The sequence below is a fragment of the Novosphingobium sp. FG90 genome, assembly GCF_057808725.1.
In genome coordinates, this window is record NZ_JBMDIO010000003.1 from 184407 (window position 1) to 201168 (window position 16762).

The 16762-nt window shown below is 65.3% G+C and carries 24 protein-coding genes; 11 read left to right on the forward strand and 13 right to left on the reverse strand.

The genetic code is table 11. The annotated features are described in order from the left end of the window. Positions 1 to 20 precede the first annotated feature (20 nt). The 4 genes from ACODRZ_RS04110 (at position 21) to ACODRZ_RS04125 (ending at position 2118) form a co-directional block, all read left to right on the forward strand. Complete coding sequence (locus ACODRZ_RS04110) at positions 21 to 482, forward strand: PTS sugar transporter subunit IIA (protein ID WP_488969589.1); 462 nt, start codon at positions 21 to 23, stop codon at positions 480 to 482. Continuing rightward, complete coding sequence (locus ACODRZ_RS04115; protein WP_488969713.1) at positions 472 to 966, forward strand: PaaI family thioesterase; 495 nt, start codon at positions 472 to 474, stop codon at positions 964 to 966. The genes ACODRZ_RS04110 and ACODRZ_RS04115 overlap by 11 nt, the downstream gene beginning before the upstream one ends. After that, positions 966 to 1292, forward strand: a complete 327-nt coding sequence (locus tag ACODRZ_RS04120; protein WP_488969590.1) for a DUF1491 family protein — start codon at positions 966 to 968, stop codon at positions 1290 to 1292. Before ACODRZ_RS04115 ends, ACODRZ_RS04120 begins: the two co-directional genes overlap by 1 nt. A 199-nt stretch (positions 1293 to 1491) precedes the next feature. Continuing rightward, the gene (locus tag ACODRZ_RS04125; RefSeq protein ID WP_488969591.1) at positions 1492 to 2118 is read left to right on the forward strand and encodes a cell wall hydrolase; all 627 of its coding nucleotides are present in this window, start codon (positions 1492 to 1494) and stop codon (positions 2116 to 2118) included. 135 nt (positions 2119 to 2253) lie between these two features. Here the strand turns inward: ACODRZ_RS04125 and xth are convergent, their stop codons facing one another. The 3 genes from xth to ACODRZ_RS04140 form a co-directional block, all read right to left on the reverse strand. Beyond that, positions 2254 to 3030: an exodeoxyribonuclease III gene (xth, locus tag ACODRZ_RS04130; RefSeq protein ID WP_488969592.1), complete on the reverse strand. Its 777-nt coding sequence runs from the start codon at positions 3028 to 3030 to the stop codon at positions 2254 to 2256. Further along, a complete protein-coding gene (locus ACODRZ_RS04135; RefSeq protein ID WP_103099383.1) occupies positions 3027 to 3359 on the reverse strand; it encodes a HesB/IscA family protein in 333 nt (110 codons plus the stop codon). Before ACODRZ_RS04135 ends, xth begins: the two co-directional genes overlap by 4 nt. 83 nt (positions 3360 to 3442) lie before the next feature. After that, positions 3443 to 3868 (reverse strand): CBS domain-containing protein, encoded by a 426-nt coding sequence (locus tag ACODRZ_RS04140; protein ID WP_488969593.1) that lies wholly within the window; start codon positions 3866 to 3868, stop codon positions 3443 to 3445. 132 nt (positions 3869 to 4000) lie between these two features. Here ACODRZ_RS04140 and ACODRZ_RS04145 point away from each other — a divergent pair, with 132 nt between their 5' ends. Beyond that, a complete protein-coding gene (locus tag ACODRZ_RS04145) occupies positions 4001 to 4297 on the forward strand; it encodes a hypothetical protein (protein WP_488969594.1) in 297 nt (98 codons plus the stop codon). Between the two features lie 6 nt (positions 4298 to 4303). Here the strand turns inward: ACODRZ_RS04145 and ACODRZ_RS04150 are convergent, their stop codons facing one another. The 5 genes from ACODRZ_RS04150 to ACODRZ_RS04170 form a co-directional block, all read right to left on the reverse strand. Next, positions 4304 to 4687, reverse strand: coding sequence for a (2Fe-2S) ferredoxin domain-containing protein (locus tag ACODRZ_RS04150; protein WP_488969595.1), 384 nt, complete (start codon positions 4685 to 4687; stop codon positions 4304 to 4306). Next, on the reverse strand, positions 4684 to 5115 hold the full coding sequence (locus ACODRZ_RS04155) for an acyl-CoA thioesterase (RefSeq protein WP_488969596.1): 432 nt from the start codon (positions 5113 to 5115) through the stop codon (positions 4684 to 4686). Before ACODRZ_RS04155 ends, ACODRZ_RS04150 begins: the two co-directional genes overlap by 4 nt. Before the next feature lie 47 nt (positions 5116 to 5162). Next, complete coding sequence (locus ACODRZ_RS04160; protein WP_488969597.1) at positions 5163 to 5609, reverse strand: DUF2497 domain-containing protein; 447 nt, start codon at positions 5607 to 5609, stop codon at positions 5163 to 5165. Between the two features lie 64 nt (positions 5610 to 5673). Next, positions 5674 to 7137, reverse strand: a complete 1464-nt coding sequence (locus tag ACODRZ_RS04165; protein WP_488969598.1) for a TolC family outer membrane protein — start codon at positions 7135 to 7137, stop codon at positions 5674 to 5676. Positions 7138 to 7139: 2 nt separating this feature from the next. Next, positions 7140 to 7745 (reverse strand): protein-L-isoaspartate O-methyltransferase family protein, encoded by a 606-nt coding sequence (locus ACODRZ_RS04170; RefSeq protein WP_488969599.1) that lies wholly within the window; start codon positions 7743 to 7745, stop codon positions 7140 to 7142. A 224-nt stretch (positions 7746 to 7969) separates the two neighbouring features. Between ACODRZ_RS04170 and ACODRZ_RS04175 the strand changes: the two genes are divergently transcribed. From ACODRZ_RS04175 to ACODRZ_RS04185, 3 genes are all read left to right on the forward strand, one after another. Then, complete coding sequence (locus ACODRZ_RS04175) at positions 7970 to 9490, forward strand: fumarate hydratase (protein WP_488969600.1); 1521 nt, start codon at positions 7970 to 7972, stop codon at positions 9488 to 9490. Positions 9491 to 9727: 237 nt separating this feature from the next. Next, positions 9728 to 11053, forward strand: a complete 1326-nt coding sequence (locus tag ACODRZ_RS04180; protein WP_488969601.1) for a sensor histidine kinase — start codon at positions 9728 to 9730, stop codon at positions 11051 to 11053. Then, complete coding sequence (locus tag ACODRZ_RS04185) at positions 11046 to 11801, forward strand: LytR/AlgR family response regulator transcription factor (RefSeq protein ID WP_488969602.1); 756 nt, start codon at positions 11046 to 11048, stop codon at positions 11799 to 11801. The genes ACODRZ_RS04180 and ACODRZ_RS04185 overlap by 8 nt, the downstream gene beginning before the upstream one ends. Before the next feature lie 166 nt (positions 11802 to 11967). Here the strand turns inward: ACODRZ_RS04185 and ACODRZ_RS04190 are convergent, their stop codons facing one another. Beyond that, entirely contained in the window at positions 11968 to 12288 is a 321-nt protein-coding gene (locus tag ACODRZ_RS04190) for a UrcA family protein (RefSeq protein WP_488969603.1), read from the reverse strand. A gap of 266 nt (positions 12289 to 12554) precedes the next feature. On the opposite strand from ACODRZ_RS04190, the gene ACODRZ_RS04195 reads away from it, so the two are divergent. The 3 genes from ACODRZ_RS04195 to ACODRZ_RS04205 are packed head-to-tail and all read left to right on the forward strand — an operon-like array spanning position 12555 to position 14639. Next, positions 12555 to 12824 carry a hypothetical protein gene (locus ACODRZ_RS04195; protein ID WP_488969604.1) on the forward strand — a complete coding sequence of 90 codons (270 nt, stop codon included), beginning with the start codon at positions 12555 to 12557 and terminating at the stop codon, positions 12822 to 12824. A 49-nt stretch (positions 12825 to 12873) separates the two neighbouring features. Beyond that, entirely contained in the window at positions 12874 to 13755 is an 882-nt protein-coding gene (locus ACODRZ_RS04200) for a diacylglycerol kinase family protein (RefSeq protein WP_488969605.1), read from the forward strand. Beyond that, on the forward strand, positions 13755 to 14639 hold the full coding sequence (locus ACODRZ_RS04205) for a metallophosphoesterase family protein (protein ID WP_488969606.1): 885 nt from the start codon (positions 13755 to 13757) through the stop codon (positions 14637 to 14639). The genes ACODRZ_RS04200 and ACODRZ_RS04205 overlap by 1 nt, the downstream gene beginning before the upstream one ends. Before the next feature lie 156 nt (positions 14640 to 14795). Here ACODRZ_RS04205 and ACODRZ_RS04210 read toward each other — a convergent pair whose 3' ends face one another. The 4 genes from ACODRZ_RS04210 to ACODRZ_RS04225 form a co-directional block, all read right to left on the reverse strand. Further along, the gene (locus tag ACODRZ_RS04210; RefSeq protein ID WP_488969607.1) at positions 14796 to 15110 is read right to left on the reverse strand and encodes a hypothetical protein; all 315 of its coding nucleotides are present in this window, start codon (positions 15108 to 15110) and stop codon (positions 14796 to 14798) included. Positions 15111 to 15238: 128 nt separating this feature from the next. Then, positions 15239 to 15772, reverse strand: a complete 534-nt coding sequence (locus tag ACODRZ_RS04215; protein WP_488969608.1) for a CarD family transcriptional regulator — start codon at positions 15770 to 15772, stop codon at positions 15239 to 15241. A gap of 318 nt (positions 15773 to 16090) precedes the next feature. Then, complete coding sequence (fdxA, locus tag ACODRZ_RS04220; protein WP_488969609.1) at positions 16091 to 16429, reverse strand: ferredoxin FdxA; 339 nt, start codon at positions 16427 to 16429, stop codon at positions 16091 to 16093. 18 nt (positions 16430 to 16447) lie between these two features. Continuing rightward, the gene (locus ACODRZ_RS04225; RefSeq protein WP_488969610.1) at positions 16448 to 16753 is read right to left on the reverse strand and encodes an RNA-binding S4 domain-containing protein; all 306 of its coding nucleotides are present in this window, start codon (positions 16751 to 16753) and stop codon (positions 16448 to 16450) included. Positions 16754 to 16762: the final 9 nt, after the last annotated feature.

Sequence of the window (16762 nt, forward strand, 5' to 3'; positions counted from 1 at the left end):
GGTCAAGTATCAGAAACGCAATGAGTGGGCTTTTTTCGCTGGCGCCCGAGGCTGTCATCACCCTCGACGCGGACAGCAAGGACATCATCCTGGACCGCCTCGCGGCTCGGTTCGCCACGGTCTATGGTCTCGACCATCAGGCTGTGCTCGCGCGCATCACCGAGCGTGAGCAACTGGGCAGCACCGGGTTCGGCCGACGCATCGCCATCCCCCATGCGCGCATGGCCGGGCTGACGCGGCCTGTCGCCGTGTTCATCCGGCTGGCCTCGCCGGTCGAATTCGAGTCAGCCGACGGTATGCCGATCGATCTCGTGTTCGGCCTGCTCTCGCCCGAGGGCGCGGGTGCCACGCATCTCCATGCCCTCGCTGCGATCTCGCGCATGATGCGCGACGAGCGCATGCACGAGGCGCTGCTCGCCGCTCCGGGCACCGAGGCGCTTTACAGCCTGTTGAGCAACGTCATCGACCGTGATGCCGCCTGAAGACACGGCCGACGGTATTCACACCGGTGGTGGGGGCGGCGCCGGGCTTCACTGGCGTGCGCTGGAGGGGCTTTACGCTTCGGCCCCGATCAACCAGATGTTCCGCTCGAAGCTGGAGATCGTCGGCGACGGGCATTCGCGCATCACGTTCCTCGTCGAACCGGACTGCTTCCACGCGGCGGGCGCAGCGCATGGGACCATCTATTTCAAGATGCTCGACGATGCGGCGTTCTATGCCGCCAACACTCACGTCACTGATCGCTTCCTGCTGACGACCTCTTTCAATCTGCACTTGTCCAAGCCCATCAAGGGCGGCCGCATCGTGGCCGAGGGACGCTGGGTGAGCGGTCGGCGGCGCGTGATGGTGGCAGAGTCCTGGCTCACCGACGAGGACGGAGACGAGTGCGGGCGCGGCACCGGCACCTTCATGCGATCGCGCATCGCCCTGTCCAGCCTGCCGGGCTATTCGATCCCGCAAGGCTGATGGAAGCCCGCCTCCCTGCCCATCTCGAAGTCTCCGGCCTGATTCGCCGCTTCAACGCCGAGGGCGCATTCGCCACGGTGCTGGCCAGGGGCGAACACGACGCCGGGACGATTCTTGTCGTTCTTTCACACAACGGCAGGGACCTGCGGCTCTACGAGCGGATGCCCCAACTCGACGGTACCCGGCCCTGGCGTTGCTCCAAGACTCAGGCACCTGAAAACCCATTCGAATTTCAGGAATACCTCGACCGCCGCAAGCGTCAGGACCCTGACGTGTGGATCGTCGAACTCGATGGCGCAGACGCCGAACGCTTCATCGGGACTTGAATGTGCGCGGGTTGACACATCCCGCGCACAGCCTAAAGGCCCCCTTCACTGACGCGAAAGCGGCTCGGACAGCACTTCGGCTTGTCCGGCTAGCACGCAGACGGGGGATCGTCGGCAGGCTCGACGGACACTGAACGCCACAAAATGGCTTTCCGTTCCAGCCTGTGCAGACCGGTTCACCGCCTTTGATCAAGTTTGAATGCGAAAGAAAGTTGAGTGGGCGAGCGCGATTGCGCTGGCCGCGACGGTTCTCACCGCTCTTCTAGGCGCCACGGGCTCGGGCGCCGCCGCATCGGATTTCATTCCGACGCTGGTAGAAACGAAGCCCACCCCGCAGTTCGTTTCCGAACCGGTCGTGCAGGCGCTTCCCTCCGCCGAAACCGAGACCGAGGAAGCCGACGCCCCCGATGCGGATTCCCTTCAGCAACTGGTGTCTCAGCAGGAGACGCCGGACGACATGTCGCGCGACATGCGCTGCCTTGCCGGCGCGATCTACTTCGAAGCACGCGGTGAATCGCTGGAAGGCCAGCTCGCCGTGGGCCGCGTGATCGTCAATCGCACCAAGTCGGGCCGCTTCCCGACGAGCTATTGCGGCGTGGTCTACCAGCCCTCGCAGTTCTCGTTCATTCGCGGCCGCTCGATGCCTGCCGTGCGCGAGAATTCGCCCAGCTGGCAGGAAGCCGTGGCCATCGCCCAGATCGCCGACGACGGCGCCTGGAAGAGCAAGGCCAAGGGCGCGCTGTTCTTCCACGCCAAGCGCGTCTCGCCGCGCTGGAGCAAGCTGACGAAGCTGGCTCAGGTGGATAACCACATCTTCTATCGGTAATTGCTGATCCTCCCTGTTGCGTAGCAATGGGGAGGTGGCAGCCCGCAGGGCTGACGGAGGGGTTTCTCCGCCTCCACCACCGACTTCGTCGGCGGTCCCCCTCCCCATCGCTTCGCGACGGGGAGGATTTTTGTTTCAGGCGGCCTTCAACTCGACCCACACAGGCGCATGATCGCTGGCCTTTTCCCGCCCGCGATGAACCTTGTCGACACCGCACGCCGCCAGCCGGTCCGCCAGTTCGGGCGAGAGCAGCGAGTGGTCGATGCGGAAGCCGTGGTCGCGCTGCCAGGCGCCTGCCTGATAGTCCCAGTAGGTCCACACCCCGCCGCGCGGGTTGTGCGTGGCCAGCGCGTCGGTCCAGCCGTCTCCGAGGAGGCGGAAGTAGGCATCGCGCGATTCCGGCTGCATCAGGGCGTCGGCAGCCATTGCAGGCGGCGCCCAAACGTCGCGGTCGGTCGGGATGACGTTGTAGTCGCCGGTGATGATCGCGGGGACTTCCTCCGCCTTGATTGCGTCCATGCGGCGGCGAAGGCGTTCCATCCAGCGCAGTTTGTAGTCGAACTTGGGGCCGGGGACGGGATTGCCGTTGGGCAGGTAGATGCACACCACCCGCACGCCGAAGACCTGCGCCTCCAGATAGCGCGAGTGTTCGTCCTCGGGCTCGCCATCGAGGCCGCGCTGGACTTCGACGGGCATTTCCCCGTCGGCGAGGATGGCGACGCCGTTGAAGCCCTTCTGGCCGTGCCAGATGCCCTTGTAGCCCAGCTTCTCGAACTCGGCGATCGGGAAGCCTTCGTCCTGCGTCTTGATCTCCTGCAGGCAGGCGACGGCGGGACGGGTTTCCTCGAGCCATTCGAGCAGACGGGGCAGGCGTGCCTTGACGCCGTTGATGTTGAAGGTGGAGATCCTCATACCGAGAAGCTGGACCCGCAGCCGCAGCCTGCGGCGGCATTCGGGTTTTCCACCCGGAACGCCGCGCCGCCCAGCGATTCCACGAAGTCCACGACGCAGCCTTGCACCAGGTCCAGGCTGACCGAGTCGACGAGGAGCTTCACCCCGTCGGTCTCAGCCACGCTGTCGTCCGCCTCAGGGGCGTCGGCGAGGCCGAACTTGTACTGGAAGCCCGAGCAGCCCCCGCCTTCGACGGCAAGCCGCAGAATTGCGGGCTTGCCCTGCTTGCTCGCGATCGCGGCGACGCGCGCGGCGGCCGAGGGGCTGAGAGTGACGGTTTGCTGTTCCATGCGCCCGATGTAGGCTCGGCGAGGGGGCGCGGCAAGGCGTCGGCAAAAAGCCTCTCTCCCCTTCAGGGGAGAGGGCTGAGGTATTACGCCGTCTGGATGTAGTCCCGCATGGCCGCCGCTTCGTTCTCGATCTTGTCGATCCGGTATTTCACCAGATCGCCGATCGATACGAACCCGACCATGTGCCCGTCCTTCACCACGGGCAGGTGACGGATCCGGCGGCGGGTCATCAGCGACAGCGCCGCCATGACCGAGGTTTCGGGCTCGATGGTCACGGGCAGCGCGGTCATGATGTGGCCGAGCGGCATGTCGAGCATGTCGGCGCCCAGTTCGCGCAGTTTGTAGATCACGTCGCGCTCGGAGAAAATTCCGGCGATTTCGCCGTTTTCCATCACCGGCACCGCGCCGATGCGTCGTTCGGCGAGGATTCCGGCGGCCTCGCGCACGGTCATGGCAACGTCGCAGGTGACTACGGCATCGCGGCCTTCGATAATTCGACCGATGGTCATCGTCAGCTCTCCCTGTTCCTGAAAGGAGCCTCTGTTCCCGCAGCTTGCCCCCGGGGCGGAGCGTATCACAGCCGCGTCGGCCTCGTCACGTCATGCTTGCGATGAGGCGCCGTCAGGCCCAGATAGGGCGCGATGATACCGTCCTCGCCCCTCGACGATCCCGGCAAGGCCGCCCATGCCTGGGCGCGCTATCTGCGCATCATGCGCTGGATGATGACGATCACGGTCGGGCTGGTGATCGGATCGATCATCCTGCTGTACCGCTCCAATGGGATGGTCTCGATCCACTTCTACATCGCGACGGCGCTGGGCATCGGTTTCACCATGCTGCTGGCCTCGGCGCTGATGGGCCTTGCGTTTCTTTCGAGCGGGACCGGGCATGACGATGCGGTCGTCGATCCGCTCGAGGACGACGACCCTTACAAGTAACCGCGCTCAACCGCCCGGTGCGTGCAGGCGAAATTCCTCCACCGGCTCGCCGCCGATGAGATGCTGCTGGATGATCTGCTCCAGCACGTCCTCGTTGCAGGAGTGATACCACACGCCGTCCGGCCACACGACCGCGACCGGCCCGGCGTGGCAGATGCGAAGGCAGTCCGCCTTGGTACGGGCGATCCCGCCGCCCTTTTCGGTTATTGGCCCGTCCAGCCCCAGCTGCTTGAGGCGCTTCTTGAGGAACTTCCACGCCGCCTGCCCCTTCTCGGGCGAGCAGCATTCGCCCTTCTGCGGTTCGGCGCAGATGAAGATGTGGCGGCGGATCAGGTCGCTGCCGGTCTTGGCGAAGGCTTCCTCGGCCTTGGCGATGGCATGGTGGCTCATGGGCGCAGTTTCCATTGCTCGATCTGGTCGGCGAAAGTGGCAGGCATCGGGGCGGGGCCGTCCTTGCCGACCGTTACCATGGTGGAGCGCGAGAAGGCGACGATCCGGTTGTCCTGCGTCACCAGCTGGATGAGGCCGTGGCTGGTGCGCCCGACATGCTCGACCGCGCTGTGAACGGTCAGCGCATCGGGATAGTGCGCCTCGCCGAGATATTCGATGCCTATGCTGACGATCATCGAGGACAGGCCGACTAGTCCCTCGCGATAGCGGCTGGCACGGTGGAACCGCACGCGACCATCCTCGAGGAATCCGGCCATCGCCACATTGTTGATGTGCATGTTGACGTCGAGATCGCCGAAGCGTGGCTCGATGCGGCAGGAAAACGGATAGCGTGCGGGATCGAGCAGCGCGGGGTCGGGTTTCGGCATACCCGGTGAACGTAGGAAGCGCGGGCCTTCAGGTCCAGCCCCGGTTGTCAGCCCTTCTTGCCGACGATCCGCGCGATTTCTGCGGCGACGAGGCGTTCGACCATCGCCGGCAGGTTGCGGTCCAGCCATTCGGTCAGCGCCGGGCGGAGCAGTTCCTTCGCCAGCGCCTCCAGCGAGGTTTCGCCCGAGCGGACGATCTGCGGCTGCGCGCCGGGTTCGGACAGCATGGCGAGAGCGGCCAACGATTCGCGCATCGAATCGCGCGCCTGATCGTGCAACAGCGGACCGTCGTCGGTCTCGGCGGCTACGGAAATCTGCGCGGCCTCCTGAAGTTCGAGGATGTCGTCCTCATCTTCGTCGGCGTAGATCGGCTCCGGCTCGCGCATCAGGCGTTCGGTACGGCTGGTGCGGGTTTCGAGGCGGGAATCGCGCGCGATGACCTGCTTGATCGACTGGAGGATCTCCTCGACCGAAGGTTCACCGTTCTGACGCATCTGCCTCTAGTCCCTGTTTCCCGGCCTCGTGCCGGCGCATCCAAGTCCTTATCCCTAAACGGGATCAGGGCTCCTGCGAAGCGGGAATCTTGCCGTCCTGAACCGGCGTGTCAACGGTGCGCGTGGACCGGGCCACCGGCGCATCGTCGTCGTCCCAGTCGAAGAACTTGCCGCGCACGCGCTCATAGTTGAGGTTCGGATCGTAGAGCGCCCCGCCATCGAGACCGAGATCGCGCGCCTCGGCCTTGCCCATCGCCGCCAGCAGGGTGAAGCCCGCGACGTAGGCATTGCGCCGCGCCGTCACCAGCGTGACCTGCGCGTTCAGCAATTCCTGCTCGGCATTGAGGATGTCGAGGATCGTGCGCCGACCCACCGAATTCTCCGCCCGCACGCCTTCGAGACTCAGCGTCGCCGCATCGACCGCGACCTGCGAGGAGCGGATCAGGTCGTTCGAGGCGACATACGAGGTATAGGCCGAGCGGACCTGTGCGATCACGTCACGCTCGGTGGCGATCTCCTGCTCCAGCGTGGCCGAAGCCGTCGCCTGCGCCTGTCGGCGCTGCGCGGCGGGAAGGCCGCCCTGGAAGATCGGGATCGACAGCTGGGCACCCGCCTGCGCTGCGGAATCGCTTTGCGAGACGTTCGCGTTCACTGCGCCGCGCGCCAGCGTGTTGAAGTAGTTGTTGTAAGTGCCCTGCCCGAAGAGCCGCAGCGTCGGCAGGCGGCTGGCGCCCGCGACGTCGATGTCCTTGTCCGCGGCCTTGCTGCGTTCGCGCGCGGCGAGGATGTCCGGGTTCGAATCGAGCGCGATCGTCGCCGCTTCGCTGGCGTTGGCGGGCAGGTTCGGCAGGGGCGGCGGGGCGTCGAGCGCTTCGGGCGCATGGCCGACGAACCGGATGTAGGTTTCGCGCGCGGCGGCAAGATTGGCTTCCGCCGTCAGCAGGTCGCTCTGCGCCGTAGCAAGGCGCGACTGCGATTGCGCGACATCGGTGCGCGTGAGGTTGCCGATCTGGAACCGGTCGTTGGTCGCATCGAGGTTGGTCTTGAGCACCGCCACGTTCTTGCGGTTGAGCCCGGCGATCGCTTCCGTGCGGATCACGTCCATGTAGGCCGCGACGACCTGCGAGAAGACCGAAGCCTCGGTGCCGCGCAGATCGGCCTGACCGGCGCCGACGCGCAGCTTGGCAGCCTTGACCCGGTTCCTGACCGCGCCGCCCGAATAGATCGGCACGCCCAGCTGGGCATCCGCCGTGAAGATCTTCGACGGCGCCGTCAGCGAGTTTTCGCTCTGCTTCAGGTTCTTGGTGTAAGTTTCGGTCGTGCTGAGGCTGGGTAGCCCCGCAGCCCTGGCGATCGGTACGCCTTCATCCGTGGCGCGCTGCTGGGCGCGCGCCGATTCCAGCGTGGGATTGGTCTGATAGGCCGAAACGAGCGCGTCGCGCAGGGTGTCGGCCCGCGCAGGCGCGCCGGCCGTCAGTATCAGACATCCCCCCGCGAGCAGCCCGGAACGCCACGCGATCCGGGCCATGCTCAGAAGCTCCAGCGTTTGGGAGCGGCGAATTCGGAAAGCACCGGAATCCCCAGCTCCGCCAGCGGCAGCAGCGAGGTCACGCCGCCTGCCTTGGTGCCGGCGGCAAGACGGGTCACGCCGCGCTCGGTGACTCCGGTGACCACGCGGCCGCCCTCGGCGAGACGCGCGGAGAGGGCATCGGGGAGCACTTCGATGGCGCCGTCGATGACGATGAGGTTGTATTCACCGGCAGCGGCCTCGGCGGCAGCGGCAGGCGCCACGGCGTCAAGCGAGCCGACCAGCGGACGCAGCAGCGTGGCGAGGTAGCCTTCGCCGTCACCCACGATCAGCGCCTTGTCGGTCTTCGCCGGAGCGGCTTCCTGCAGCATCTTGCCCTGCACCAGCGGGGCGCCGAGGAACCTGCCCTCGCCCAGCGGCACGGCGCGGTCGATGTAGGCGGCGTCGCGCAGTTCGGCGGGCACGAAGTTTTCACGTGGAACACCGGCCATCGCTTCCAGCACCCAGGGCTCGTTCACGCCGCTGGTGCGCAGCTGGCTGACGATCATGGCACGGCGGGCTGCGGAAAAGTCGGTGGCGGTTGCCGACCGGTCCTCGGTCAAGGTCATTCGTGTATTCCCTCACTCGCTCGCGGGGCTTGCGGCAGATCGCTGCAATCGCGAAGACGACACTATGGGGCCGCTTCTATGCGAACCCGCCTCTCAGGCCAAGCCCCATGAAACAACGCCCGTCGATCCGATCAAGCACTTTGACGATCACGCCCATGCGGCTTATGGAGCGGCAAAAATCCGACGTTATCCGCCAGATCGGGCCAAGAAGACCGGAGAATTCCATGACAGAAATGGTGACCATCCGCGAAGAGGACCTCATCGAGTCCGTCGCCGACGCATTGCAGTACATCAGCTACTATCACCCGATGGATTACATCCGCGCGCTGGGCGACGCCTACGAGGCGGAGCAGGGACCGGCGGCGAAGGACGCCATCGCCCAGATCCTGACCAACAGCCGCATGTGCGCCGAGGGTCACCGCCCGATCTGCCAGGACACCGGCATCGTCAACGTCTTCATCGAGTGGGGCCAGAACTGCCGCCTCGAGTCCGACCGCAGCTTGCAGGAAGTGGTCGATGACGGCGTGCGCCGCGCCTACAACCACCCCGAGAACAAGCTGCGCGCCTCGGTGCTGGCCGATCCCGCCTTCACCCGCCGCAACACCAAGGACAACACGCCGTGCGTGCTGTCGGTGGAGATGGTGCCGGGCTCGAAGATCTCGGTCGACGTCGCTGCCAAGGGCGGCGGTTCTGAGAACAAGTCCAAGTTCAAGATGATGAATCCCAGCGATTCCATCGTCGACTGGGTGATCGAGATGCTGCCGCAGATGGGCGCCGGCTGGTGCCCGCCGGGCATGCTGGGCATCGGCATCGGCGGCACCGCCGAGCATTGCGTCAAGCTCGCCAAGCAGAGCCTGATGGAGCCGATCGACATGGCGCAGCTGAAGCAGCGCGGCCCGCAGAACGACATCGAGGCGCTGCGCATCGAGATCTTCGACAAGGTCAACGCGCTGGGCATCGGCGCGCAGGGCCTCGGCGGTCTGGCGACGATCCTGGACGTCAAGATTCTCGACTGGCCGTGCCACGCTGCGGGCAAGCCCGTCGCGATGATCCCGAACTGCGCCGCCACCCGGCACGCGCACTTCACGCTCGACGGTTCCGGCCCGAGCTTCCTCGAAACGCCGAACCTCGACGAGTGGCCCAAGGTCGAGTGGAAGCCCAGCAAGGAAGCGATCAAGGTCAACCTCGACACGCTGACCGCTGAGGAAGTCCAGAGCTGGAAGCAGGGCGACCGCCTGCTGCTCAACGGCAAGATGCTGACCGGCCGTGACGCCGCGCACAAGCGCATCGCCGACATGCTGGCCAAGGGCGAGGAACTGCCGGTCGATTTCAAGGGCCGCGTGATCTATTACGTCGGACCCGTCGATCCGGTGCGCGAGGAAGTCGTCGGCCCCGCCGGCCCGACCACCGCGACCCGCATGGACAAGTTCTCCGACACCATGCTCGACCTCGGCCTGCTTGCCAGCATCGGCAAGTCCGAGCGCGGCCCGGCGGCGACCGAGTCCATCGCCAGGCACAAGTCGGCCTACCTGATGGCGGTCGGCGGCGCCGCCTACCTTGTCGCGCGCGCGATCAAGGAAGCCAAGGTCGTCGGCTTCGAGGATCTCGGCATGGAGGCGATCTATGAGTTCACCGTGCAGGACATGCCGGTGACCGTGGCCGTCGACAGCGAGGGCAAGAACGTCCACACGCTTGCCCCGCCGGTGTGGAAGACCAAGATCGCCGAGGAACACCTGCTGGTGTAACCGATTGCCCCCTTCTCCTGATGAGGAGGGGGCTTCGATGCTTCGGCAAGCTCAGCACTCAGCCTGACCCTTCGACAGGCTCAGGGTGAGCGGAAGTCGCGCCAGACTTCCAAATCCCGCTCAGGCTGAGCTTGTCGAAGCCCCTCGGCCAAAACCACTCCCCCTTCGACCAACGACAATCTCCGTCCGATGGATGGTGTAGTGCGACGAGCCGTTTTCGCGCTAGACCGGGCAGTAATGTCCGATGCAGCATCCCCTCCCCGCGTTCCGGCGCGCCTCGTCCTCCTGTCGCTGGCGGCCCTGTGGGCCTGCTACTTCATCGTGGCCTCCCTGCGCGGTCTGGTCATGGGGTTCGACCTCGACTGGTCGTTCCTGTCGCGGCGCCTGACGATCTGCATCGTCTCGATGCTGGTGATGGCCGCCGTCTGGCCCTTGCTGCAGCTGCTGGACCGCAAGTCCGGAGGCGCGCGCTTCGCCATCGTGCTGATCGCCGCGCTGCCGCTGTCGCTGGTGCTCAGCATCGTCAACGACGTGATCTTCGCGGACATCGAGCGCCCGGCGGCCTACGGCAGCGAGGAAGACGCCGCCAAGGTCGCGGCGGGCAACGTGCGCATATCGCAGGACGAGGCGGGCAACATCCTCGTCGACCTGCCCAAGATCCCGGTCCCTCCGGCGCCCCCTGCCCCGCCTGCGCCCGATTCCAGCGAAGTGCCGGACGAGGCGTCCGACACGCCGATCGAGGAGGCAAGCGAGGAACAGTCGGGTTCCTCGGCGATAACGATCAAGACAGGCTCGGTGCTGGGGCATAACCTCGGCCGCTGGGCGAATATCGCCGACACCGCGTTCGGCCGCTATTTCCTCGTGCTGGCATGGGTGGCGCTCTACTTCGCGCTCGCCAAGGCCGAGGAGGCCCGCGCGGCCGAACGGCGCGAGGGGGAATACCGCCGCGCTGCCGAGCAGGCCGAGCTGCGTTCGCTGCGCTATCAGGTCAATCCGCACTTCCTGTTCAACACGCTCAACTCGCTGTCGGCGCTGGTCATGGTCGGGCGGCAGGACGATGCCGAAGAGATGATCCAGACGCTGTCGACGTTCTACCGCCGCACTTTGTCGGGTGATCCCACCAACGATCTTTCGCTGGTTGACGAGATAGAACTGCAGCGCCTTTACTTCGCGATCGAGGCGGTTCGCTTCCCCAATCGATTGCTAACGCATATCGATATTGACGAGGCCGTTCTCGATGCGAAAGTTCCGGGCATGATATTGCAACCGCTCGTCGAGAACTCCGTGAAGTATGCCGTTGCCGCCACCCAGCGGCCGGTGACAATCGCCATCGAGGCCCGGCGCGAGGGCGGCCAGCTCGTCGTCGCCGTCCACGATGATGGACCGGGTGAAACAGGCGGCGAACTCAAGATCAAGACCGAGGGCTGCGGCATCGGCCTCAACAACGTGCGCGACCGTCTGCGCGCCCGCTATGGCGAGGCGGCGACGATCACTTACGGCAAGCGCCCGAACGGCGGTTTCGCGACGATCCTGCGCATGCCGCTGGAGGCGGGGAATGTCTGAGCCCGAAGGCGCGGCGCCCGCCGCTCCCCTGCGCACCCTGATCGTCGACGACGAGCCGCTGGCGGTCGAGCGCATGCAGGTGATCTGCTCCCGGATCGAGGGAATCTCGGTGATCGGCACCGCCAGCGACGGCCAGGCCGCGCTGCGCCTGATCGATGCGCTGACGCCCGATCTGGTGCTGCTCGACCTGACAATGCCGGAGACGGACGGGCTGACCGTGGCGCGTACGCTCGGCGGCCGGGCCACTGCTCCGGCGGTGATCTTCGTGACCGCGCATGACGAGTTCGCGGTCGAGGCGTTCGATCTCGATGCCGTGGATTACGTGCTCAAGCCCGTGGCGCCCGATCGCCTTCAGCGCGCGGTCACGCGGGTGGTGTCGCGGCGGGGGGAACGGGCGCAGGCGCCGGTGGCAAGCGAGTGGCTGGACGAGTTCTGGGTGCCGCACCGCTCCGAACTGGTGCGCGTGCCCGCCGCGGAGGTCCAGCGCATCGATGCCGAACGCGACTATGTGCGCCTGCACGTGGGGACTCAGAGCTACCTGCTGCTGCAGACCATCACCAGCCTGGAGGAACGCCTCGATCCCGAGCGGTTCATCCGCATCCACCGCAGCTGCATCCTGCAACGCAGCCACGTGTCGGGCCTGAGGCACGAGGGGCTCGGCGTGTGGTCGGCGGAAACCGCGGACGGCGAGGCCCTGCGGATCGGCCGGACCTATCTTCCCGGCGTAAAGAAAATGGCGGGCCGCTAAGCCCGCCATCAGGAGTTTTTCCGGGCCTTTTCTTCTTTTGGGACCTGGATTGATGGGGTTTGGAGCATTCTGAAGTCGGCTGGAACAGCCGACGGCTCGCAGAATGCGGCAAGCAAAAGGAAATGGAGCGTCATCCGATTCAACCGGATCGGATGACGCTCAAACCTCAGCCGCCGAGGCGGGTGTCGTCGGCCTTGTCGATTGCGGAGGCGACCTGCTCGCGCACGTTCAGCCGGGCCTGGCGGTAGCACTGGATATCGACATTGCTGTCGATGTGGGTGCCGGTGGTCGGGCGGCTGACGCGGCAGACGTTGCGGGCGGCCTTGTCGATGCGCTTCTTCAGCATGTTCTGGCCTTCGGTGGTGCCGAGGTCGAGGTCCTTGTAGTGAACCTCGATGCTCTTGGCGAAGGCGGCCGGGGCCGAGAACAGGCCAACGGTGCAGAGGGCAGCGGCAGCAAGCATGGCGGTCTGGGTGGTCTTGAACATGGTATTTTCCTCCTCACGGTGTGAGCCGTGGGGAAGAACTGTGTTCCGTCCGGCTCGATGAGTGTGATGTGCCTCACTCTCCCCGGCCGATCACGCGAAGGTCGATTGCAAGCAGAAGCGATCCGACGAAGGCGTAGACTGACGGACCAACGACATTTGTAATCGACGAACGACATGCAAGATGATGACGCACCGTGTGCCATGCACGTTCGAATCGTGCGCAAGTCGGTGGCGCTGCTGCCGCGCAGTCGATAGACTGGCGGCACATGACCCCCCTGATCCTCGTATTCTGTCTCGGAATCGTCAATTTCGCCGCGCACAAGGCGCTGCTTGAAAGCAACCACCCCATGTTGATGCATGTGCCGTGGTTCTTTCAGGCGCTTGGCGGGCGGCTCAGCCTCATCGTCGAGTTCGTGATGCTGGTGGGGGTGATGATCGTCGCGGCGGCGGGATCGACCGGCTGGGCGCTGCTCTATGCGCTTTATACGGCGCTCAATGGCATATCCGCGTGGCTGATCTTCAGCGGGCGCGTTTGAAGGGAGCTGCGGCGGGGAACCCTGCCCCCGCTCGGGCGCTTGTGCGGGCATGACTCCACACGGCACCCCTTCGAAGGTCTGGCTCGTCTGCAATGCGGCCAGCGGCAGCAATAACGATGCGGCGGTGGAGGACCTGCTCGCCGCCTTCGCGGCGGCCGGTCTCGCACCTGACCGGGTCCTGCGCTTCCCTGACGATCCAGCGCCGGACCCCGGCGATCTCGATGCTGCGGGCGTGACCATGCTTGCGGTCTTCGGCGGTGACGGGACGACGCATTCGGTCGTCATGAAGGCTTACGGCTGGGGCGGCGCGGTGCTGGTGCTGCCGGGCGGGACGATGAACCTGCTGGCCAAGCGCATGCACGGCGACGTACCTGCGCCCGAGATCGTCGCGCGGCTTTCCGGCGCCCCCCTGAGCACCGTGCGCCCGCCGGTGATTGTCTCGCGCCACGGCATCGGCCTCACCGGCGCGCTGGCCGGTCCGGGGACGGTGTGGAACGAAGTGCGCGAGGCGATGCGCGCGATGAACGTGATCGATTTCGTCGCTTCGACGCGCGAGGCGATCGCGCAGTCCGCGAACGGCCCGAAAGTCATGTGCGCCGACGTCGGTGGCAGGGAGGTCGACGGGGCGCGCGAGGAAGGCTATGCCGCGATCACGGTTGTTCCCAAGGACGACGGCTTGCGGGCGAACGGCTATTATGCCGAGTCGCTGGGGGACTACGCCGGGCAAGGCATCGCCCTGCTCAACCGCAACTTTCGCGACGGCCCGCACGACGAACTGGGCCGTCACCCCAGGCTGCGGCTGGTCTGCCCCACGGGCGAGCCGATGGGCCTGCTGATAGACGGCGAGCCGTTCGACGGCGCTGCCGAGGAAATTTTCGAACTGGGCACCTGCGAGGTCGACCTGGTGACGACAAAGGAGTTCGACGGATAATGCACGGCAAGACGGCCTCGATGTACAACGGTCCGTTGCGGTTGTTCCACCTGAGCGACATCCATTTCGGATTGGTCGATCAGCACGCGATCGACTGGGCCAAGGCCTGCATCGAGCGCGAGATGCCGCATGCCGTCGCGATCACCGGCGACCTCACCATGCGTGCCCGCCACCCCGAATTCCAGGCCGCCTGCGAGTGGATTCAGGGGCTCGACGTGCCGGTGACGGTCGAGGTGGGCAACCACGACATCCCCTACTTCAACCTCTACCAGCGTTTCTTCGACCCCTACCGCCGGTTCAAGGCGATCGAGCGGATGGTCGAGACTCAGCTGGACCTGCCCAACCTCGCCATCGTGCCGCTGCGCACGACCACGCGCGCGCAGTACCAGCGCTTTCCCTGGTCGAACGGCTGGGTGACCGATCATGCCCTGAAGCAGACGCTGGCGCAGATCGACGCCCTGCCCGAAGGCACGCGCGTCCTCGTCACCTGCCACCACCCGCTGCCCGAGCGCCGCGCCGATGGCAAGCTGCTGACCATCAACGGCACCCGCACGATGGAAGTGCTGGCCGGGCGCAAGGTCATGGCGGTGCTCTCTGGCCATATCCACGACCCCTTCGACCTTACCGAGCAGACGCCCGCAGGGCCGCTGCGCATGATCGGTGCGGGCACGTTGTCGAAGCGTATCCGCTCTACTCCGCCGAGCTTCAACGAGATCGTGATCGACGGAGACCAGATCCGGGTGACCGCGCGCAACCTGGAAAAGGTGCCGACCCCGGCGATGCAGATCGACGAAGTGCCGGAAAACGCCCTGCCCCCGCGCGACCCTGGCGAGCCGGTGTCGCCGGTCGGCAAGGTGCCGCCGGTCGATCCGCCGGTGCATTGATAGCTGGAGCTTTCCTCAAGCTCAGCGGTGACCCTTCGACAAGCTCAGGGTGAGCGGGGGTCGCTTAAGCCTCGAGGCGAAGGGTGTCATGAACCTCCGACCCGCTCATCCTGAGCCTGTCGAAGGATGGGAGCAGCCTCCGCCCTCCCCGCGCGATCAGATCGCCTTTTCGCGCAAGTCCTGCATCGCGCCGTAATCGTCGCGCGCACGGTCGCAGGCAGCTTCGGAGCCGCGCTGGCAATCGCGGGTGTTCTTTTCGTAGCTGCGGTTGAGCTTGCCGAGTTCCTCGTCACGCTTGCGCAGGGCACGGCCGCGCTTTTCGTCGGATTCGGATTGGCTGGTGGTGGTCCAGTCCACTGCCTTGCCTGCCACGCGCACCGGCGCGGTGACGATGCTGGCGGCCGTCCTCACGCAGCCCGAGAGCATCGGCAGGGCCATCACAATGGCAACGGGCAGGATAACGCGCTTCATCCCTGCAGCTTCACACGCGCCGGATGACAGCGCAATGAACAATCGCCGCGAAAACGCCGGACTACAAACGACAAGGGGCCGCTCCCTTGCGGAAGCGGCCCCATGGTTCCACGTGGAACGCCTGAGGATCAGGCGGTCTCGGCGGAGTCGTAATACTTCGGTGCGTGCTCATTGAGGATCGCGAGGATCTTCTTGAGCGCGGCCGGCTCGTCGGTCTTTTCCATCGCCGCGAGTTCGCGGGCGAGGCGCGAGGACGCCGCTTCGAAGATCTGGCGCTCCGAATAGCTCTGTTCGGGCTGGTCGTCGGCGCGGAACAGGTCGCGGGTCACTTCGGCGATCGACACGAGGTCGCCCGAGTTGATCTTCGCTTCGTATTCCTGGGCACGGCGCGACCACATGGTGCGCTTCACCTTGGGCTTGCCCTTCAGGGTATCGAGCGCCTCGCGCAGCGTCTTGTCGGACGACAGCTTGCGCATGCCGATCGATTCGACCTTGTTCACGGGAACGCGAAGGGTCATGCGTTCTTTTTCGAAACGCAGTACATAAAGCTCGAGCTGCATCCCGGCGATTTCCTGCTTCTGCAGCTCAATAACCCGACCAACACCGTGCTTCGGGTAAACGACGTAATCTCCAACATCGAATGCATCGATCCTGGTTGCCATGTATCGTCCTTTCACCTGCAGGGTTCCAGTTTGTTCGAATCGGGAGATAACCGGGGGTGCGACAGGGAGACGATTCGTCTCCACGCCCGGTCAGATCACTCTCCCAACCGTCTGCTTTCGAACCCTGCCTCGCAATGAAAATGCCTGCCGAACGAGCAGAAGGCTCGGGCAGTTGAACGATTATATAGCAGCAATATGCCAAAAAATCCAGAGGCGCGTAAACGTTTCCGTTTCGCGCCTCATGGTTCGGTTGCGCGACGCGCAATCCGCAGGATTCCAAAGGTCTTTGCGACAGGGCGGATGCCCTGCCCCCTTGGGTCAGTCGCCTTCGCCGGGCTCCGGCGAGAAGTATTTCTCGAACTTGCCTTCCTCGCCCTTCATCGCGTCGGCGTCTTCCGGCGCGTCCTTGCGGGTGGTGAGGTTGGGCCATTCGGCCGAATACTTGGCGTTGATTTCCATCCACTGCTCGAGGCCGCTTTCGGTGTCGGGCAGGATCGCCTCAGCAGGGCATTCAGGCTCGCACACGCCGCAGTCGATGCACTCGCTGGGGTTGATGACCAGCATGTTCTCGCCTTCGTAGAAGCAGTCCACGGGGCAGACTTCCACACAGTCCGTGTACTTGCACCTGATGCAGGCGTCGGTGACGACATACGTCATGAGTGCGTTTTCCTTCCTTCAGGCGTCATTCGATTCCGGCGCTGCTATGGGATGGACGGCCCTGCCGTCAAGCACCCTGTAGCACGCTTGCGCTTCGCTATAAGGTCCGCGCCTGTCAGGCAAGGATAGGACTTCTATCACCCGCACTCCGCCAGCTACTTGCCCGCCTACCGGAACCGTAAGCACGTCGCCCACCGCGATCTTCTGGTGGGCGCGGTCGATGCGGCGGCCGTTGAGCCGCATGTGGCCTTCCTCGGCAAGGGCCTGCGCGATCGGCCGGGTCTTGGCGAGGCGCAGGAACCACAGCAGCTTGTCGACCCTCATCGCGCCTCC

Excerpts from the sequence above, each read along its gene's own strand:
- ACODRZ_RS04115 (WP_488969713.1), top strand. The coding sequence starts at position 472 with ATGCCGCCTGAAGACACGGCCGACGGTATTCACACCGGTGGTGGGGGC.
- ACODRZ_RS04205 (WP_488969606.1), top strand. The coding sequence starts at position 13,755 with ATGCACGGCAAGACGGCCTCGATGTACAACGGTCCGTTGCGGTTGTTC.
- ACODRZ_RS04145 (WP_488969594.1), top strand. The coding sequence starts at position 4,001 with ATGATACCGTCCTCGCCCCTCGACGATCCCGGCAAGGCCGCCCATGCC.
- ACODRZ_RS04155 (WP_488969596.1), bottom strand. The coding sequence starts at position 5,115 with ATGCCGAAACCCGACCCCGCGCTGCTCGATCCCGCACGCTATCCGTTT.
- ACODRZ_RS04195 (WP_488969604.1), top strand. The coding sequence starts at position 12,555 with ATGACCCCCCTGATCCTCGTATTCTGTCTCGGAATCGTCAATTTCGCC.
- ACODRZ_RS04185 (WP_488969602.1), top strand. The coding sequence starts at position 11,046 with ATGTCTGAGCCCGAAGGCGCGGCGCCCGCCGCTCCCCTGCGCACCCTG.
- ACODRZ_RS04165 (WP_488969598.1), bottom strand. The coding sequence starts at position 7,137 with ATGGCCCGGATCGCGTGGCGTTCCGGGCTGCTCGCGGGGGGATGTCTG.
- ACODRZ_RS04170 (WP_488969599.1), bottom strand. The coding sequence starts at position 7,745 with ATGACCTTGACCGAGGACCGGTCGGCAACCGCCACCGACTTTTCCGCA.
- xth (WP_488969592.1), bottom strand. The coding sequence starts at position 3,030 with ATGAGGATCTCCACCTTCAACATCAACGGCGTCAAGGCACGCCTGCCC.
- ACODRZ_RS04225 (WP_488969610.1), bottom strand. The coding sequence starts at position 16,753 with ATGAGGGTCGACAAGCTGCTGTGGTTCCTGCGCCTCGCCAAGACCCGG.
- ACODRZ_RS04160 (WP_488969597.1), bottom strand. The coding sequence starts at position 5,609 with ATGCGTCAGAACGGTGAACCTTCGGTCGAGGAGATCCTCCAGTCGATC.
- ACODRZ_RS04210 (WP_488969607.1), bottom strand. The coding sequence starts at position 15,110 with ATGAAGCGCGTTATCCTGCCCGTTGCCATTGTGATGGCCCTGCCGATG.
- ACODRZ_RS04175 (WP_488969600.1), top strand. The coding sequence starts at position 7,970 with ATGACAGAAATGGTGACCATCCGCGAAGAGGACCTCATCGAGTCCGTC.
- ACODRZ_RS04215 (WP_488969608.1), bottom strand. The coding sequence starts at position 15,772 with ATGGCAACCAGGATCGATGCATTCGATGTTGGAGATTACGTCGTTTAC.
- fdxA (WP_488969609.1), bottom strand. The coding sequence starts at position 16,429 with ATGACGTATGTCGTCACCGACGCCTGCATCAGGTGCAAGTACACGGAC.
- ACODRZ_RS04135 (WP_103099383.1), bottom strand. The coding sequence starts at position 3,359 with ATGGAACAGCAAACCGTCACTCTCAGCCCCTCGGCCGCCGCGCGCGTC.
- ACODRZ_RS04180 (WP_488969601.1), top strand. The coding sequence starts at position 9,728 with ATGTCCGATGCAGCATCCCCTCCCCGCGTTCCGGCGCGCCTCGTCCTC.
- ACODRZ_RS04190 (WP_488969603.1), bottom strand. The coding sequence starts at position 12,288 with ATGTTCAAGACCACCCAGACCGCCATGCTTGCTGCCGCTGCCCTCTGC.
- ACODRZ_RS04140 (WP_488969593.1), bottom strand. The coding sequence starts at position 3,868 with ATGACCATCGGTCGAATTATCGAAGGCCGCGATGCCGTAGTCACCTGC.
- ACODRZ_RS04125 (WP_488969591.1), top strand. The coding sequence starts at position 1,492 with ATGCGAAAGAAAGTTGAGTGGGCGAGCGCGATTGCGCTGGCCGCGACG.
- ACODRZ_RS04150 (WP_488969595.1), bottom strand. The coding sequence starts at position 4,687 with ATGAGCCACCATGCCATCGCCAAGGCCGAGGAAGCCTTCGCCAAGACC.
- ACODRZ_RS04200 (WP_488969605.1), top strand. The coding sequence starts at position 12,874 with ATGACTCCACACGGCACCCCTTCGAAGGTCTGGCTCGTCTGCAATGCG.
- ACODRZ_RS04120 (WP_488969590.1), top strand. The coding sequence starts at position 966 with ATGGAAGCCCGCCTCCCTGCCCATCTCGAAGTCTCCGGCCTGATTCGC.
- ACODRZ_RS04110 (WP_488969589.1), top strand. The coding sequence starts at position 21 with ATGAGTGGGCTTTTTTCGCTGGCGCCCGAGGCTGTCATCACCCTCGAC.